Source organism: Bradyrhizobium sp. WBOS08, assembly GCF_024585125.1.
GTDB classification, from domain to species: Bacteria; Pseudomonadota; Alphaproteobacteria; order Rhizobiales; family Xanthobacteraceae; genus Bradyrhizobium; species Bradyrhizobium japonicum_B.
This window is the reverse complement of sequence record NZ_CP028988.1, coordinates 345,292-362,050: the sequence shown is the minus strand read 5'-3', so window position 1 is coordinate 362,050 and position 16,759 is coordinate 345,292. Positions and strand designations below refer to the sequence as shown.

Annotated in this window: 11 protein-coding genes; 7 read left to right on the top strand and 4 right to left on the bottom strand. The window is 66.8% G+C overall.

Annotated features, from left to right (window positions below):
- Positions 1-4: 4 nt before the first annotated feature.
- Positions 5-2,668, bottom strand: a complete 2,664-nt coding sequence (locus DCM80_RS01695; RefSeq protein ID WP_257195442.1) for an ATP-dependent helicase — start codon at positions 2,666-2,668, stop codon at positions 5-7.
- Between the two features lie 234 nt (positions 2,669-2,902).
- On the opposite strand from DCM80_RS01695, the gene DCM80_RS01690 reads away from it, so the two are divergent.
- A complete protein-coding gene (locus DCM80_RS01690; RefSeq protein WP_028138034.1) occupies positions 2,903-3,076 on the top strand; it encodes a DUF1328 domain-containing protein in 174 nt (57 codons plus the stop codon).
- 189 nt (positions 3,077-3,265) lie between these two features.
- On the opposite strand, the gene DCM80_RS01685 is transcribed toward DCM80_RS01690, so the two are convergent.
- Positions 3,266-3,772, bottom strand: coding sequence for a thioesterase family protein (locus DCM80_RS01685; protein ID WP_257195441.1), 507 nt, complete (start codon positions 3,770-3,772; stop codon positions 3,266-3,268).
- 85 nt (positions 3,773-3,857) lie between these two features.
- Between DCM80_RS01685 and DCM80_RS01680 the strand changes: the two genes are divergently transcribed.
- Together DCM80_RS01680 and DCM80_RS01675 are read left to right on the top strand one after the other, a co-directional pair.
- On the top strand, positions 3,858-5,282 hold the full coding sequence (locus DCM80_RS01680; protein ID WP_257195439.1) for an FAD-binding oxidoreductase: 1,425 nt from the start codon (positions 3,858-3,860) through the stop codon (positions 5,280-5,282).
- Between the two features lie 51 nt (positions 5,283-5,333).
- The gene (locus tag DCM80_RS01675) at positions 5,334-5,690 is read left to right on the top strand and encodes a hypothetical protein (protein ID WP_257195438.1); all 357 of its coding nucleotides are present in this window, start codon (positions 5,334-5,336) and stop codon (positions 5,688-5,690) included.
- Positions 5,691-5,742: 52 nt separating this feature from the next.
- Here DCM80_RS01675 and DCM80_RS01670 read toward each other — a convergent pair whose 3' ends face one another.
- On the bottom strand, positions 5,743-7,218 hold the full coding sequence (locus DCM80_RS01670) for a caspase family protein (RefSeq protein ID WP_257195437.1): 1,476 nt from the start codon (positions 7,216-7,218) through the stop codon (positions 5,743-5,745).
- 188 nt (positions 7,219-7,406) lie between these two features.
- On the opposite strand from DCM80_RS01670, the gene DCM80_RS01665 reads away from it, so the two are divergent.
- Positions 7,407-8,384 carry an NAD(P)-dependent oxidoreductase gene (locus tag DCM80_RS01665; protein WP_257195436.1) on the top strand — a complete coding sequence of 326 codons (978 nt, stop codon included), beginning with the start codon at positions 7,407-7,409 and terminating at the stop codon, positions 8,382-8,384.
- Between the two features lie 6 nt (positions 8,385-8,390).
- On the opposite strand, the gene DCM80_RS01660 is transcribed toward DCM80_RS01665, so the two are convergent.
- Positions 8,391-9,557 carry an ABC transporter substrate-binding protein gene (locus DCM80_RS01660; RefSeq protein ID WP_257195435.1) on the bottom strand — a complete coding sequence of 389 codons (1,167 nt, stop codon included), beginning with the start codon at positions 9,555-9,557 and terminating at the stop codon, positions 8,391-8,393.
- 326 nt (positions 9,558-9,883) lie between these two features.
- Here DCM80_RS01660 and DCM80_RS01655 point away from each other — a divergent pair, with 326 nt between their 5' ends.
- The 3 genes from DCM80_RS01655 (at position 9,884) to DCM80_RS01645 (ending at position 16,406) form a co-directional block, all read left to right on the top strand.
- Complete coding sequence (locus DCM80_RS01655; RefSeq protein ID WP_257195434.1) at positions 9,884-12,274, top strand: EAL domain-containing protein; 2,391 nt, start codon at positions 9,884-9,886, stop codon at positions 12,272-12,274.
- A 91-nt stretch (positions 12,275-12,365) separates the two neighbouring features.
- On the top strand, positions 12,366-13,664 hold the full coding sequence (locus tag DCM80_RS01650; RefSeq protein WP_257195433.1) for an MFS transporter: 1,299 nt from the start codon (positions 12,366-12,368) through the stop codon (positions 13,662-13,664).
- 156 nt (positions 13,665-13,820) lie between these two features.
- Positions 13,821-16,406 carry an EAL domain-containing protein gene (locus tag DCM80_RS01645; protein ID WP_257195432.1) on the top strand — a complete coding sequence of 862 codons (2,586 nt, stop codon included), beginning with the start codon at positions 13,821-13,823 and terminating at the stop codon, positions 16,404-16,406.
- Positions 16,407-16,759: the final 353 nt, after the last annotated feature.

The following is a 16,759-nucleotide window of genomic DNA, read 5'->3' as shown; positions in this document are numbered from 1 at the left end:
GGCCTCACGCCCGCTGCACAAAACTGTCCACGACCTTCTTCTCGCCGGCCTTGTCGAAGGCGATGGTGAGCTTGTTGCCGTCGATCTTGGTGACGCGGCCGTAGCCGAACTTCTGGTGGAAGACGCGGTCGGACAGCGAGAAGTCCGACGTCGTGCCGGTCGACTTGGCGACCAGCTCGCCCTCGATCGTCAGCGGACCGCGGCGGCGCGAGCCGAAGCTGCCGAAATCGGGACCCGATGATGATGAGGAGGAGAACGTCGCGGTCTCGTCCTCGAAGCCACCGTAACCGCCGCCGCTATTGCGGCCGCCGCCGCGGTTGCGGTTGGCCTGGGCGCGCTGCCAGCCCGGCGTGGTGTAGCTGGAGCCGAACGCCTCCATGTCGTCGAAGCGCGAGGCGCCGTAGCCGCCGGTGCCGCCCCAGGCCGAGCCGCCCTTGGACTCCGTGATCTCGACATTGGCCGCCGGCAATTCGTCGAGGAAGCGCGAGGGGATCGTGGTGGACCAAGTGCCGTGGATGCGCCGGTTGGTGGCGAAATAGATCATGGCCCGGCGGCGGGCGCGGGTCAGGCCGACATGGCCGAGCCGGCGCTCTTCTTCCAGGCCGGCGCGGCCCTGCTCGTCCAGCGTACGCTGGCTCGGAAACAGGCCTTCCTCCCAGCCCGGCAGGAACACGTTGTCGAACTCGAGCCCCTTGGCCGAATGCAATGTCATCAGCGACACCGCATCCTCCTCGGCGCCGCCCTCGCGATCCATCACCAGCGAGATGTGCTCCAGGAACCCTTGCAGGTTCTCGAACTCCTCCATCGAGCGCACCAGCTCTTTGAGGTTTTCCAGCCGGCCCGCGGCGTCCGCCGAACGGTCCTTCTGCCACATCTCGGTGTAGCCGCTCTCGTCGAGCACGATCTGGGCGAGATCGGTATGGGCGGTGACCTCGCGCTGGGCGCGCCAGCGGTCGAACTGGGCCACGACGTCGCGAAGCGAGCCGCGCGCCTTCGGCTTCAGCTCGTCGGTCTCGACCACCGCGCGGGCCGCTTCGAACAGGGGGATGCGGCGCTTGCGGGCGTGGTCGTGCAGCATCTGCACCGTGGCATCGCCGAGGCCCCGCTTGGGCACGTTGACGATGCGCTCGAAGGCGAGATCGTCGGCCGGCGAGTTGATGACGCGCAAATAGGCCAGCGCGTCGCGGATCTCCGCGCGCTCGTAGAAGCGTGGGCCGCCGATGACGCGGTAGGGCAGGCCGAGCGTGACGAAACGGTCTTCGAACTCGCGCATCTGGTAGGAGGCGCGCACCAGGATCGCGATCTCGTTGAGCTTCTCGCCGCGGCGCTGCAGCTGCTCGATCTCCTCGCCGATGCCGCGCGCTTCCTCCTCGGAATCCCACGAGCCTGTGACCGTGACCTTCTCGCCGTCCTGGTCCTCGGTGCGCAGCGTCTTGCCGAGCCGGCCTTCATTGTGCGCGATCAGGTGCGAGGCGGCGGCGAGGATGTGGCCGGTGGAGCGGTAATTGCGCTCCAGGCGAATGACCTTGGCGCCGGGGAAATCGTGCTCGAAGCGCAGGATGTTGTCGACCTCGGCGCCGCGCCAGCCGTAGATCGACTGGTCGTCGTCGCCGACGCAGCAGATGTTCTTTGTTTTCTCCTTCTCCCCGCTCATGTCCGCCGAAGCCTTGGCGAAGGCGGATGCGGGGTCGCGACGAGATTCGCTCGCGCTGAGAAGGTCGGGATGAGGGGGAGTCTCCACGAGCGCGCTGCTCGGAGAGTCCCCCTCATCCGCCGCACTCTGGCGCGCAATTGCGCTGCCGGGTGCGTCGGCCTCTCCCCGCACGCGGGGAGAGGCGAAGGAAGGAGAAGACGGCGCCTGCGACAGCAGCCGCAGCCACAGATATTGCGCGACGTTGGTGTCTTGGTACTCGTCGACCAGGATGTACTTGAAGCGCTGCTGGTACTGCCGGAGGATATCCGGGTGCTCGCGGAAGATGCGGATGTTCTCCAGCAGGAGATCGCCGAAATCGGCCGCGTTCAGAATCTTCAGCCGCTCCTGATAGCTCGCATAGAGCTTGCCGCCTTTGCCGTTGGCGAACGTGGCGGCTTCGCCCGAGGGCACCTGCGAGGGCGTCAGGCCGCGGTTCTTCCAGCCGTCGATCAGGCCGGCGAGCATGCGCGCAGGCCAGCGCTTGTCGTCGATGTTCTCGGCTTGAAGCAGCTGCTTCAGCAGCCGGACCTGGTCGTCGACGTCGAGCACGGTGAAGTTCGACTTGAGCTGCGCCAGCTCGGCGTGGACGCGCAGGATGCGCCCGCCGATGGAGTGGAAGGTGCCGAGCCACGGCATGCCCTCGACGGCGTGGCCAAGCATCTGCCCGAGCCGGTGCTTCATCTCGCGCGCGGCCTTGTTGGTGAAGGTCACCGACAGGATCTCGGCGGGACGGGCGCGGCCCTGGCTCAGGATATGGGCGATGCGCGTCGTCAGCACGCGGGTCTTGCCGGTGCCGGCGCCGGCCAGCACAAGGACCGGGCCCTCCAGGGTCTCCACGGCCTCGCGCTGCTCCGGATTGAGCCCGGACAGATATTGCGGGCCCACCGAGGCGCGCGCACGCGCGGCGATGCCGCCGGCTGCGGGCTGGTGGTCGGGTACGCTGGTGATCTTGCTCGGCTCGGTCATGCGAATCATTGGCCCCACGATGGCACCGCGGGGTGGCGGAAGGGAGCCTTCTAACAGGGATGGTGCCTATATGGGGCGGCGAAAACAGGTTTTCCACGTGCGTGGCGGGCCAATTTGTTCCCGCGCGCCTTGCGAATTTCCTCCTTGACCGGGTCGGAACCATCGTTCCCGCCTTGAGATTGTCTGGCAGGTGGTGCGGCAAGCCGCGCCGGACGCAGACAACATCAAGACGAGGGTTTGACCATGCTAGGCTGGGTTGTGACGTTTCTGGTTATCGCACTGATCGCCGGCATCCTGGGCTTCGGCGGCGTCGCCGGCGCTTCGATCGAGATCGCCAAGATCATCTTCTTCATCGCGGTCGTTCTGTTCCTGGTCTCGGCCGTGGTCGGCCTCGCCCGCGGCCGCAACAGGGTATAGCGCCATCGCGCGGCGCATCCTTCGAGACGCCCGCCTACGGCGGGCCCTCAGGATGAGGTCAGAGTGTGCGGCAGCAGTCTCACGAGCGCAAATGCCGCTTAGCTCATCCTGAGGAGACCGCGAAGCGGTCGTCTGAAGGACGAGGCGCGCGTCCGCACCGCGGCTATCATGCTGCGAAACGCTTTGAACTTACCGCTTCGCGGGCATCGCCACGCTTCGGCCGATGCCCTCGGGGCGCGGGACTGCGCTGTGGGCCTTGGTGACCGCAGCGATACGCTCGCGAATATCGGGCGGAAACGGCGCAACGCGGCGCGCATTCATGTCCATATGCAGCGACATGTTCTCGGACGTGGCCGACAGCCAGCCCTCGGTCGCGTGCCGCATCTCCTCGAACGTGTGGATCCGCTTGTCGTCGGCTTCCAGCACCCAGGCGAAGATCTGCACGGGATCGCCGAGGTGGATCTCGCGCAAATATCGCACGTGGCATTCGGCGGTGAAACTCGAGCCGCCTCGCTCCTTCATGTAGGCCGGCCCCATCCCGAGCTCGAGCCAAAGCTGGTCGATCGCGCGGTCGAACATCACGTTGTAATAGGCCATGTTGAGATGGCCGTTATAGTCGATCCATTGCGGCTCGATCTGCATGATCGAGGCGCGGAACGGCTGAGGCGTTGGGGCGGTGGCGGCACTCTCCGGCATGCTTCATTCCCTAGCTATGCGTCCGGTCGCTTGACTTGACCGGCTTTATGTCCTTTGCCACGGTTCTTCTGTCGGGAGGAATTCCGTGGGCACCACCATCACCAATAATCCGCCGCGGCCGGAGCCGAAAGCCCTCGCGAGCGCGCTGGAGCAGCTCGCCGCACGCTTCGGCAACCGCCTCATCACCTCGCAGGCCGTCCGCGAGCAGCACGGCCATACCACCACCTGGCTTCCCAACCAGCCGCCTGACGGCGTGGTGATGGCGCAGGAGACCGCCGACATCCAGGACGTGGTGCGGATCTGCGCCAGGAACCGCGTCCCCGTCATTCCCTTCGGCACCGGCACCTCGCTCGAGGGCCAGGTCAACGCGCCCGCGGGCGGCATCTCGATCGATCTGCGCGACATGAACAAGGTGCTGGCGGTGCACGCCGAGGACCTCGACTGCGTGATCCAGCCCGGCGTCACCCGCAAGGCGCTCAACGAGCATCTGCGCGACCAGGGCCTGTTCTTTCCGATCGATCCCGGCGCCGATGCTTCGCTCGGCGGCATGGCCTCGACCCGCGCCTCCGGCACCAATGCGGTGCGCTACGGCACCATGCGCGACAGCGTGCTGGCGCTGAAGGTGGTGCGCGGCGACGGCGAGATCATCACCACGGGCACGCGCGCCAAGAAGTCGTCCGCGGGCTACGACCTCACGCATCTGTTCGTCGGCGCCGAGGGTACGCTCGGCATCATCTCGGAATTGACCATCCGCCTGCGCGGCATCCCCGAGACGATCGCGGCGGGCGCGGTGTCGTTCGCGAGCGTGCACGGGGCCTGCCAAGCCGTGATCCTGGCGATCCAGACCGGCATTCCCGTGGCGCGCATCGAGCTGCTCAACGCGGCGCAGGTGCAAGCTTGCAACGCCTATTCCAAGCTGACGCTGCCGGAGACGCCGCTGCTGCTGATGGAATTCCACGGCAGCGAGATCGAGGTGGCCGAGCAGTCCAAGGCGTTCGGCGAGATCGCCCGGGATTGCGGCGGTGGCGATTTCTCCTGGACCACCAAGCCCGAGGACCGCACCAAGCTGTGGCAGGCGCGGCACGACGCCTATTGGTCGGTGAAGGCGCTGCGGCCCGGCGACAGCATCGGCGTGGTCGCGACCGACGTCTGCGTGCCGATCTCGCGGCTTGCCGATTGCGTCAGCGAGACCGAGGAGGATCTCAAGCGGCTCAATTTGCTGTCGCCGATCGTCGGCCATGTCGGCGACGGCAATTTCCACTGCTCGCTGGTCTGCGACACCAACGACGCAGGCGAGATGGCGCGCGGCGAAGAGTTCATGCATCGCCTGGTCGAGCGCGCGCAGGCGATGGACGGCACCTGCACCGGCGAGCACGGCATCGGCCAAGGCAAGCAGAAATATCTGAAGGCGGAGCTCGGCCCCGAGGCGCTTGACGCCATGCGGGCCCTGAAGAAGGCGCTCGATCCGCTCAACATCTTCAACCCCGGCAAGATCGTGCCGGAGGCATAGCGCGCGGCGTAGGCGCCCTTTATGCTCGCTCCGTCAGTGACGGAGCGGGCAATGCGCTGGTTCGCGCGAAAGACGCGAGGGAACATCTGGGACGAAGCGATCGATGCACCGCTCGGCGACATCGAAGCCGCCGCGCGCATCCGCGCGATCTGCGATGCCGCTGCCGCGAGCGCGGCAGGTTCCGCGCAGCCCGGCCAGCGTGAGCGCTACGAACGGGCCGCCCGCGTCGCGATGGAAATCGCGATGAAGATCGCGGACGATCTGATGCGCGACGATGCGGTCCGCCGCATCGTCGACCTCTGCATGAAGGCCGACGACGCCAAGACCGCGCAGATCCTGTTTCGGGCGATTCAGGCCGGCTGGGTCCGGGAGGCCGTGCAGCGCGACTATCCGGCGCTGGCGCAATAGGACCGGCTCGCGCGAGGCGCGAGCCGGTGCGACGTCCACGCTGGAGATCGTCTCAGTACCTGCGGTTGTAGTCGCCGCGATAATGGTCGCCGCCGCCGCGGCTGCCCATTCCCACGCCGATGCCGATCCCGATGCCGACGCCCTGCATGATGGCACCGGGCGGCGGGCCGGGGGGCGGGGCGCGCTCGTAGACCACGTCGTCGGGCGGCGGCCGGCGCTTCGGCGGGGTCTCGACCACCTTGCGCTTCGGCGGCGTGTCGTCGACGCGCTTCTTGATCACGGGCGCGACGCTCGGATTGGCCGGCGTTGCCGGCGCCGTCGGGGCCGAGCACGGGCAGGTCGGAGCCATCGCCACCGCGACCGGGGTCGCCGCGGCAGCGACTGGCACGCCATAATTGCGGTTCTGCACGCGCAGCAGCAGCCGGCGCGCGGTCGCGGCGAGATCGCTGTTGTCCCAGTTGGCCAGATAAGCCTCGAACGAGGCGCGGGTGTTGATCGCGGTGGCGCGCTCCCAGGCCAGCATTTGCCGACGCCGTTCCAGCACCGTGCGCAGCCGCGGCGTGCGGGCGTCCTGTGCGTACAGCTCGATATAGGCCTGATACGCCTCCACGGTGTCCTCGGTGATCACCAGCTCATAGGCGGCCAGGGCCGGCTTGCCCCGCAAGGTCTTGCGCCAGTCCTCGACGCTGCGTGTGCCGCCGGCGAGCGCCATCGCGGATGCGCCGGGAACGGCGGGCGTGTTGCCGCTGCTTTCGCCGAAGAACCTGAAGTCGGTGGTCAGCGAGGAGCTTTCCCACGGGATCTGCCGTCCGTCGGTCGATTGCGCGACGGCGACGCGGATGCGCTTGAACACTTCCTCGATCGGCAAGTTGGGCTGCTTGGCGATGGTCAGCGCGGCCGCGGTGTAGGGGCTGTCGATGCCGTTGCCGTCCTCGGCTTCGGCGCCGGGCGAGGTCGAATAGGAGATGAAGGAGCCGGGCGCGCCGGCCTTGGTGTCGACGATCGCAAGGCCGTGGCCGGCGCCGCTTAGCGCCGGGAACGGATTGTTGCGGCAGGCATCGAGCATGAAGATGCGCGCGCGCGTCGGCAGCGCGCCGAGCGTGTTGAGCAGGTCGTTGAGGCGCACGCCCTGGAGCGGAATGTCGGCCTCGCGCTTGGGGTCGAGATCGACCGGAACGAGATAGTTTTCGCCGTCGATCTGCAGGCCGTGGCCGGCATAGAACACCAGCGCGACAGTGTCGGCGCCGCTGGCGCCGACCTTGCCGGCGAAATCCGAGATCGCCGCGCGCATTTCATTCTGTCCCAGATTGGCCGCCGTGGTGACGGTGAAGCCGGCATTGCCGAGCAGCTCCGTCATGCCCTTGGCGTCGTTGGCAGCATTGGGCAGCTCGGGCACGGTGCGATAGGCGGACTGGCCGATCACCAGCGCAAGCCGCGCTTCGGCTGCGGCGTCCGTCGGCGTCATCAGCTGGGCGAGGGCGAGAAAACCGGATGCAACGAGCAGATTGGAAAAGACTGGACGGCGCATGATGTCACCTCCAACGGCAATACGCGCGATGATGGCATCTTTTCTAGGGGGCCGCCATGGATCCGTCTGTGCGCTGGGTCACGCTGCGCGCTGCGGCAAATTGTGACAGGATGCCTGGCGCGGCTGGCGTCGTGCCAGGTTTCGGCGGCGGCGCTGCCCAGGCATTCGGTCATGGAAGGAGTCCAGCCGTGAAGGTTCTGCTTGCTCACACGCCGGAGATGCGGCGCAACTATTACGGCGACCGCAGCTTGAACGGTCTGCGCGCGGCCGCCGAGGTGATCCTGCACGAAGGCGACGAACCCCTTGACGCCGCCGGCCTCGTGCGGGCCGCGAAGGACGCCGACATCATCGTCGCCGATCGCATGACGGAAGGCCGTGGCCGGATCTTCGCCGAGCTGCGGCATCTGCGCGCCTTCGTCCGCTGCGCCGTCGATATCCGCAACGTCGATGTGGAAGCGGCCTCGAACGCCGGCGTGCTCGTCACCCGCGCCGGTCCCGGCTTCGTGCAGGCCGTCGCCGAGCTCGCGCTCGGCTTCATGGTCGATCTCTCCCGCGGCGTGTCGCGGACGACGGCGGACTACCAGGCCGGCCGCAAGCCGGAGGCGCGGATGGGCCGCCAGCTTGCCGGCAGCACGATCGGCATCATCGGTTACGGCAGCATCGGGCGCTATCTCGCCGGAATCGCAAAGGTGCTGCGCATGGAGGTGCTGGTCTCCGATCCCTTCGCCGATGTCGGCGATGCCGCGATCCGGCAGGTCGGCCTCGACGAGCTGCTCGCGGCATCGGATTATGTCGTCTGCCTTGCGATCGCCAACGAGCAGACCGAGAATCTGATCAATGTGGCGGCGCTGGCGCGCATGCAGAGGCATGCGTTCTTCATCAACCTCTCGCGCGGCAATCTCGTCGATGAGCCGGCGCTGGCGCAGGCGTTGCGCGAGAACCGCATCGCCGGTGCGGCGATCGACGTCGGCCGCGCGCCGGACCAGATGCCGACACCGGAGCTCGCAAAGCTGCCGAACGTGATCGCCACCCCGCATGTCGGCGGGCTGACGCCGCAGGCGATCGAATATCAGTCGCTCGAAACCGTGCGGCAGGTCGAAGCGATCGTGAAGGGCGAGGTCCCGCCGGGCGCGGTGAACGCCGCACACTGGATGCGGCGGCCATGAGCGGCCCTACAGCCGGTCCACCGCCTTGAACGACCCGTCCTTCTGGATCACCGTCAAGAACACTTTCGGCGGCGCGTCGATCATGCGGACGCCGACGTTGACAACGCTGCCGCTGATGTCGAAGCGGCCGACTTCGTTGATGGCGCGCAGCAGGCTCGCGCGGGTCGGTTCGGGTCCGGCCTGCTCCAGCGCTGCGGCTGCGAGGCGGCCGGAGAGGTAGCCTTCCAGCGATACGAAGTCCGGTGTCTGCGTCGGATCGACCGCCTTCTGCGCCGCCTGATAGTCGGCGACGAGCTTGAGCGAGCGGTCCCATGGAAATGGCACGACCTGCGAGACGACGACGCCTTCGCCCTCGGGGCCGAGCTCCCTGGCGAGCGCGTTGGCGCCGACGAAGGAGATGTTGACGAAGGTTGGATAGAAGCCGCTGCGGTGCGCGAGCTTGATGAACTCCGCGCAGGGGCCATAGGTCCCGACCATCACGATGGCCTCGGGCTCGGCGCGCCTGATCGTTCGCCAGGCGGCCTTGACCGCGCGGGTGTTGCGCTCGAAGGTGCCTTCGGCGGCAAGCTCGAGGCCACGCCTGGCGAGCGCGCGCTTCACACCGGTCAGACCGTCGCGGCCGAAGGAATCGTCCTGATAGAAAATGCCGATGCGGGTGAAGTGGCGATCCTCGGTGAGGTGCTTGATCCACGCCTCGGCCTCCGCACCGTAGCTCGCGCGGATGTTGACGACGTTCGTGAGTTCGAGGTCGCGCAGGAATTCGGCACCGCTGAACGGGCCGATGAAGGGAATGCTCCTGGCGCTGGTGATCGGAATTGTCGCCATCGCGGTTGGCGTGCCCACCGCCCCGATCAGCGCGAACACCTTGTCGTCATCGATCAGCCGCAGCGTCTGGGCCGCCGAACGATCGGGATCGTAGCCGTCGTCGCGGCTGATGAGCTGCAGCTTGCGGCCATGCACGCCACCCTTGGCGTTGATCTCGGCGAATGCTGCAACGATGCCTTGCCGCATGTGCTGCCCGAGCGCGGAGGAGGGACCTTCCAGCGCGGCGGCCTGGCCGAACAGGATCGCATCCTCGCTGACGCCGGCCTCCTCGGCCCTGGCCGTGAGCGTGGTCGCTGCCAGGAGCACGCAGGTCAGGATGACGGATCTCGTCGATCGAAATCGATGCATCGGGGCCTTGCCGGATAGTTGGGAAACCTTCCCCAACATATCCCTGCGAGCCTGAACAGCTGGCTAATCGGCACCGTGTCGGCACCCCGTAGGACTCCGGGCAAAATCGGCAACTTGTTTCCACAATACCGGATCGCTCGCGCACTTCATTAACTAAGCCGGTGCATTGCGGCATGATCCGGTTCCGAAATTGTGCAGTTTCTTAACCGCGGTCTTGTTCCGATAGCCGAACCGATGCCTCAACCAGAGGTTCGGTTTGTCGCGGGATAGGGGACGGCGGCTTCGAAATGGGCGGTCACGATCAGCACGATCAGGATCGGAGGCGTATGACCGGATGGTGGCGCGCCGCGCTGCTGCTCGGGCTGTATCGCCCCGCGCTCGTCGCGGTCGGCGTCGGTCTTCTGTTCTCGGTCGTCGGCGCGGCCGCCGTGGCGCGGTGGGAAGATCGCGTCAACAGGATCGAGTTCGAGAACGCGGCCGAGACCGAAGCGATCGTCATGCAGAACGGCATGGGCGAATACATCTCGAGGCTGCTCGCCCTGCGCACGCTGTTCGAATCGACCAACGACGAAGTTACCCGCAGCGAGTTCGAGACCTTCAGTGCCCGCCTGTTCGAACGCCATCCCGGCATGCTGCGCGTGGCCTGGGTGCCGCGCATCAACCGCAAGGAGCGCTCCGATTACGAGGCCGCGGCGATCACGGACGGCGTCTCCGGCTATCGCATCAAGTCGCTCCAGGGCGAGAGCTTCGCGACGGCGCCGCAGAGCGACGAATATTTTCCGGTGTTCTATTCGACCCAGCCCAAGACCTCGTCGGTCTACGGCATGGACTACGCCACCGTTCCGGAGCGCCGCGCGATTCTGGAGCGCGCGCGCGACCACGACAGCGTCGCAGCCATCCGCACCCGCCTGTTCGAACCGAGGGAGGGAGGCCGGCTGCCCGACGTCCTCGTTGCCGTTCCCGTCTACGCCAAGGGGACGTCGCGCGAGACGATCGCGGACCGGCGTCGCAATCTCGCCGGCTTCGTGGTCGGAATCTTCGACCTGCCGCTGCTGATTCACGCCATTCGCGTGACCACCGGAGCAAGCCCCGCGGTCAGCATCAATGTCTATCCGCCCTTCACGGGGCAAATCGTCGGCCTGGAGCAGATGCTGCCGGACTATTCGTCGGCAGCCAGGGCGCCGCAGTCGATGCGGGACGTTGCCCGGGCACTGCACTGGTCGGGCACCCTCAAGATCGGCGATACCGATTGGCAGGTGCGGGCCGTCCCCACCGCCGGCGGTCCGCTGGAGACGACTTACGATCGCGCGGTCGCGGTGCTGATCGTCGGCATGCTGCTCACGCTGTCGCTGTCGACCTACCTCATGCTGGCGAGCCGCAACTCGCGGCGGCTGTCACTGGCCAACCGGCGGGTGCTCGAGCTCGCCCAAACCGACGTCCTGACCGGACTGCCGAACCGCGCCTTCTTCCTCAGCCGGCTCGACGAGATGAACAACCAGCTGGGGGTGCGGGGACTGCCGTTCTCGATCCTGATGCTCGACCTCGACCGCTTCAAGAACGTCAACGACTCCCTCGGTCACGGGGCCGGCGATGCGCTGCTGCGCCAGGTGGCACAGCGGCTGAAATCCGCATTGCGCGCCAACGACGTGCTGGCCCGGCTGGGTGGCGACGAGTTCGCCATCATCCAGGAAGCCGGTGCGGATCAGCGCGCCTGTGCGACCGAGCTGGCGGCGCGGATCGCCAAGCTGTTGACCGAACCGTTCCTCCTGCCCGGCCACCGCGTCGAGATCGGCACCAGCATAGGCATCGCCATCGCGCCGGATCACGGCAGCGATCAGGAGCAATTGCTGAAGAAGGCGGACCTTGCGCTCTATCGCTCGAAATCGGCGGGTCGCAACTGCTTCACCATCTACGACGAGGCGATGTCGGCCGAGCTGGAGGCCCGCAACACGCTGGAGGGGGATTTGCGCGACGCCATCGCGCGCTGCCAGCTGGAGGTGCATTACCAGCCGTTCGTCGACGCTCTCAGCGGAGCGCGGTGCGGCTTCGAGGCGTTGGTGCGCTGGCGGCATCCGACGCGCGGCCTGATCCCGCCGGACCAGTTCATCCAGCTTGCGGAGGAGACCGGGCTGATCGTGCCGCTCGGCGAATTCGTGCTGCGGCGCGCCTGCGCGGATGCGGCCGGCTGGCCCTCCGATCTGTCGGTCGCGGTCAACCTGTCACCGATCCAGTTCAAGGAAGCCGAGCTCTTCGAGATGATCGGCGCGGCGCTCGCGGATTCCGGCCTGCCGCCCCAGCGGCTGGAGATCGAGATCACCGAATCCGTCCTGCTGGAGCGCGGCAGCGAGAACCACGCCTTCATGGAGCGGCTCAAGCGCCTCGGCATCGAGCTCGCGCTCGACGATTTCGGCACCGGCTATTCCTCGCTCAGTTATCTGACCGCGTTCCCGTTCGACAAGATCAAGATCGATAAGTCGTTCATCCGCAATCTCACGCATCAGCCGCGCAGCTCCGCCATCATCTCCGCGATCGTGACGCTGGCGCGCGGGCTCGACATGTCGGTGACGGCCGAAGGCGTCGAGACCCGCGAGGAGTACGAGCGGCTGAAGGCGCTCGGCGTCAATTTCGCCCAAGGCTATCTGTTCGGCCGCCCGCAGCCGATCGAGCGGATCCTGTTCGATGCCCCCGTCAAACGGTCACGGCGCGACGCCGCCTGAGCGCCCGGCGCGACGGGCATGCACGAAAAGCGCTTGACCTGAGCAACCCCGGATGATCGGAAGGATCGTCTAGGGATGAAACAAGCACATCATGCGGCTTCCGTTCTTCTACGGCTGGGTCGTGGTCGCCGTGACCTTCGTCACCATGGCCATCGGCGTCAACGCGCGTACCGCCTTTTCGCTGTTCTTTCCGCCCATCATCTCGGAGTTCGGCTGGGAGCGTGGCGTGACCGCCGGCGCCTTCTCCTTCGGCTTCGTGGTGTCGGGCGTGGTCAGCCCGCTGATCGGCCGCCTGATGGACCGCGCCGGCCCGCGCGCGGTGATGGAGCTCGGGGTGGTGCTGATGGGCGGCGGCTTGCTGCTTGCGCCGCTCACCACCGAGCCCTGGCATCTCTATGTCACCATCGGCGTCATGGTCGGTGCCGGCTCGGTGTGTCTTGGCTATTCCGGCCAGTCGCTGTTCCTGCCGAACTGGTTCATCCGCAAGCGCGGCTTCGCCATCGGCATCGCTTTCGCCGGTGTCGGCATCGGCTCGGTGACGCTGCTGCCATGGGTGCAGCACATGATCGAAGCGACCGGCTGGCGCACCGCCTGCACCGCGATGGGTCTGCTCGTCCTGATCGTGCTGGCGCCGGTGAACCTGCTGCTGCACAAGCGCCCGCAGGACATCGGCCTCGAGCCGGACGGCGATGCCGCCCTGGCTGCGGGCGGTGCTCAGCCGGTCTCCAACGTGGTCGATCCGGCCTGGGTCAATACCGACTGGACGCTGAAGCGCGCCGTCGCGACTGCGCGCTTCTGGTGGATCGCGCTCGGCTATTTCTCGGGCCTGTACATCTGGTACGCGGTGCAGGTGCACCAGACCAAGTTCCTGCTCGACATCGGCTTCAGCCCTTCCGTCGCGGTGTGGGCGCTCGGCACCGTCAGCCTGCTCGGCATTCCCGGGCAGATCGTGCTGGGCCATGTCTCCGACCGCATCGGGCGGGAGTGGGTCTGGGCGATCAGCTGCGCAGGCTTCGTGATCTGCTTCGCCGCGCTGATCGGCTTGAAGCATCAACCCTCGCTCTGGCTCGTCTACCTCATGGTGCTCGCGCAAGGCGCGCTCGGCTACGGTCTCACCTCGATCATGGGCGCGGTGGTGTTCGAGATTTTCCAGGGCAAGCACCAGGGCAGCATCTTCGGCACCATCATGCTGGCGGCGCTCGCGGGCGGAGCGGCCGGACCATGGCTGACCGGCGTGCTCCATGATCGCACCGGCGACTACACGATCGCCTTCGGCCTCGCGATCATCGTGAGCGGATTGTCGGCGCTCGCGATCTGGCGGGCATCGCCGGGCAAGGTGAGGGCGGTGGCCGGCCGGCTGCACAAGTCGCCGAGCCGAACCGTGGAGTGAGTTGCGGGCACACACTGCATTACCTGCGCTGCTTTTGCCGAATGTTAAGCATGTCGCGGCTTGGCGGATGCGCGGGGATTTTCAAAAACGTCTTGGACACCATCGGAGCGTAGCTTCGGGCCGATTGCCGCTTCTTCCCGATGCTCCCGGTCTCCGATGTCTGCCTCCGATCATCTTGCGACAGAAACTCCGGACGTGCAGTTGGCTGCACTTGAACGCGCCGACGATGGCGTCGTCATTGTCGATGGTGCGCACCGCATCACGCATTTCAACGCCAGTGCGGAGCGGATCTGGAAGCTCGCGCGCACCGACGCGCTCGGCCGCGATGCCGGAATGCTCACCCTCAAATGTCTTCAGGCCGATCCGGTCGGGGAATTCCGCGACGAGATCAGCCTCGTGCGACACGACGGCAGCCGAATCCGTGCGGCCATATCGCTCTCGCCCATTGCGCATGACGGCGCGATCCATCGCATCGTGTTCGCGCGCGACGTCACCGCGGATGCCGAGCGCCGCGCCAGAATCGGGCTTCTCCACGCCGTCGCCGATCAGAGCAACCGGGCGGTGATCATCGCCGACACCGAGCAGAACATCGTCTACGTCAACACGGCCTTCACCACGCTGTTCGGCTACAGCAGCGCCGAGGCCGAGGGCCACCGTGCAGATGAGCTCATCGCCGGCCGCCACACCGACCGCAAGGCGATCGCAAAGCTGGTCGAGCGTCTGATGCGTGGCGGCCGCCGCGGCGAGGCCGAGGTGCTCGCCTACGACAAGCACGGCGAGGAGATCTGGATCTGGGCCCGGATCGACGCGTTCCGCGACAGCAAGGGTCGGGTCAAGCACATTCTCGCGCTGATCGAGGACATCACCGAGACCAGGCAATTGCGCTCGCTGCAACAGCTCATCATGGCCTCGCTCGCGGACGAGGTTCCGATTGCCGACATCGCCGACAGGCTGTGCCGCCGCGTCGAGCAGATCGCGCCCGACGTCGTCTGCTCGCTGCTCCACGTCGATGCCGCCGGCCTGCTCCACCCGCTCGGAGGTCCCTCTCTGCCGGAGGAATATTCCCGCGCATTGGACGGCATTGGGATCGGCCCGAATGTCGGCTCCTGCGGCTCTGCCGCCTTCTACGGCGAGCCGGTGCTGGCGACCGACCTCGAGACCGATGCCCGCTGGCAGCCCTACAAGGCCATGCCGCTCGGGATCGGCTTGCGCGCCTGCTGGTCGACGCCGATCAAGTCCAAGGACGGCCGGGTCATCGCGACCTTCGCCTTCTACTTTCGGGAGCCGCGCGCGCCGAGCAACTGGCACCGGCGCATCGTCGAGGCCTGCGTCAATCTCGGCGCCTTCGCGATCGAACGCAAGGAGGCCCGCGCCGAGATCGCGCGGCTCGCCTATCACGACATCCTCACCGGCCTGCCGAACCGCGCGCAGCTGCGGCACCTGATCACCACCGCGATCGATGCCTGCCCGACCGGCAGCCATGTCGCGCTGGCCTTCCTCGATGTCGACCATTTCAAGGACGTCAACGACACGCTCGGTCACGCGGCCGGCGACGAACTGCTGGTCCAGCTCGCCCAGCGTCTGCGCGAGCAGATCGGGCCCGAAGACATGCTGGGACGGCTCGGCGGCGACGAATTCGTCATTCTGCTGCCGCGACGCAATGCCGAGAGCGCAGCAGGCGTCGCGGCCGACATCACGGAGGCGCTGGCCGCCCCCTTGAAGCTCGGATCGAAGCTGATGCCGATGTCGGCCAGCATCGGCATCAGCCTCTACCCCGACCATGCCACCGACATCGACACGCTGATGCAGCAGGCCGACGCCGCCATGTACATGGCCAAGCAGGCCGGACGCTCGACCTATCGCATCTTCAGTGCCGAGATGAACGGGCTCACCGAGCAGCGCCTGGCGCTGATCGCAGCGCTCCGCCGCGCCATCGCGGAAGGCGCGCTGAGCCTGAGCTACCAACCGCAGATCCGCAGCTGCGACGGCGCGATCCACGGCGTCGAGGCGCTGTCGCGCTGGCACGATGCCGTGCTCGGCGACGTCTCGCCGGCAAAGTTCATTCCGCTCGCGGAGGAGTGCGGCCTGATCGAGCAGATCGGCCTGTGGTCGGTGCGCGAAGCCTGCCGGCAGATGGCGAGCTGGCGCCGTGCCGGCCTCAACATTCCCTGCGTGTCGGTGAACCTGTCGCCGATCAATTTCCGCAACGTCACGCTCGCCGCGCGGCTCAAGGACGTCCTCGCCGAATACGACCTGCCGGCGGACGCCCTGATGCTGGAGATCACCGAGGGCGCGTTCATGCAGGACGGCGTCGCCGCGCTGGAGACGATGACCGCGATTCGCGAGCTCGGCGTCGGGCTCTCGGTGGACGACTTCGGCACCGGATATTCCAGCCTCAGCCGCCTCGCGCATCTGCCGATCCGCGAACTCAAGATCGACCGCAGTTTCATGCGCGACATCGAGCGCGACGCGGGTGCGCTCGCCATCGCCACGGCCGTGGTGCGCGTCGGCCAGGGCCTCGGCATGACCGTCGTCGCCGAGGGTGTCGAGACCGAGGGCCAGCGCAAGACGCTGGCCGAACTCGGCTGCCACGTCGTGCAAGGCTTTCTCTACGCCCCCGCGCTTCCGCCCGTCGCCTTCGAGCGCTGGCTGATCGATCACTGCGCCGAGCAGGCGAAGTCGATGCTCGGGAAGCTCGATGTCGCGCCGAGCGGTCCCGGCGCGGTGAGGCGGTCAGCATAATCGTTTGCTTTCTGGCGATATTCCCGGCAGTTAGGAACGCATCGGCAGATCGGCGGTTTGCTTGAGTGAGACCTGCCGGAAGGGCGCCACGCCGTATCCAGTCTGGAGACTGTATGGCTGGGACGAAAAGACCGGAAAAAGCCACCCCCTTGGTTCATTCGGCAGCTTTTCGGCCTTCGCAATCGCTGCTCAGAGCCATCACCGCATGGGTGGCGCTTCAGGAAGAAAGACCCAGAGATGGCTGGGGATGCGATCCCTCGCATGGCGGACACCACCACGACGGCCGATGATCGGGCGATCCGTAAGCGGGCTCTGCTCGATGGACCCAAGGCATTCGACCACGTGCGAATCGA

Excerpts from the sequence above, each read along its gene's own strand:
- DCM80_RS01695 (WP_257195442.1), bottom strand. The coding sequence starts at position 2,668 with ATGATTCGCATGACCGAGCCGAGCAAGATCACCAGCGTACCCGACCAC.
- DCM80_RS01690 (WP_028138034.1), top strand. The coding sequence starts at position 2,903 with ATGCTAGGCTGGGTTGTGACGTTTCTGGTTATCGCACTGATCGCCGGC.
- DCM80_RS01685 (WP_257195441.1), bottom strand. The coding sequence starts at position 3,772 with ATGCCGGAGAGTGCCGCCACCGCCCCAACGCCTCAGCCGTTCCGCGCC.
- DCM80_RS01675 (WP_257195438.1), top strand. The coding sequence starts at position 5,334 with ATGCGCTGGTTCGCGCGAAAGACGCGAGGGAACATCTGGGACGAAGCG.
- DCM80_RS01670 (WP_257195437.1), bottom strand. The coding sequence starts at position 7,218 with ATGCGCCGTCCAGTCTTTTCCAATCTGCTCGTTGCATCCGGTTTTCTC.
- DCM80_RS01660 (WP_257195435.1), bottom strand. The coding sequence starts at position 9,557 with ATGCATCGATTTCGATCGACGAGATCCGTCATCCTGACCTGCGTGCTC.
- DCM80_RS01655 (WP_257195434.1), top strand. The coding sequence starts at position 9,884 with ATGACCGGATGGTGGCGCGCCGCGCTGCTGCTCGGGCTGTATCGCCCC.
- DCM80_RS01650 (WP_257195433.1), top strand. The coding sequence starts at position 12,366 with ATGCGGCTTCCGTTCTTCTACGGCTGGGTCGTGGTCGCCGTGACCTTC.
- DCM80_RS01645 (WP_257195432.1), top strand. The coding sequence starts at position 13,821 with ATGTCTGCCTCCGATCATCTTGCGACAGAAACTCCGGACGTGCAGTTG.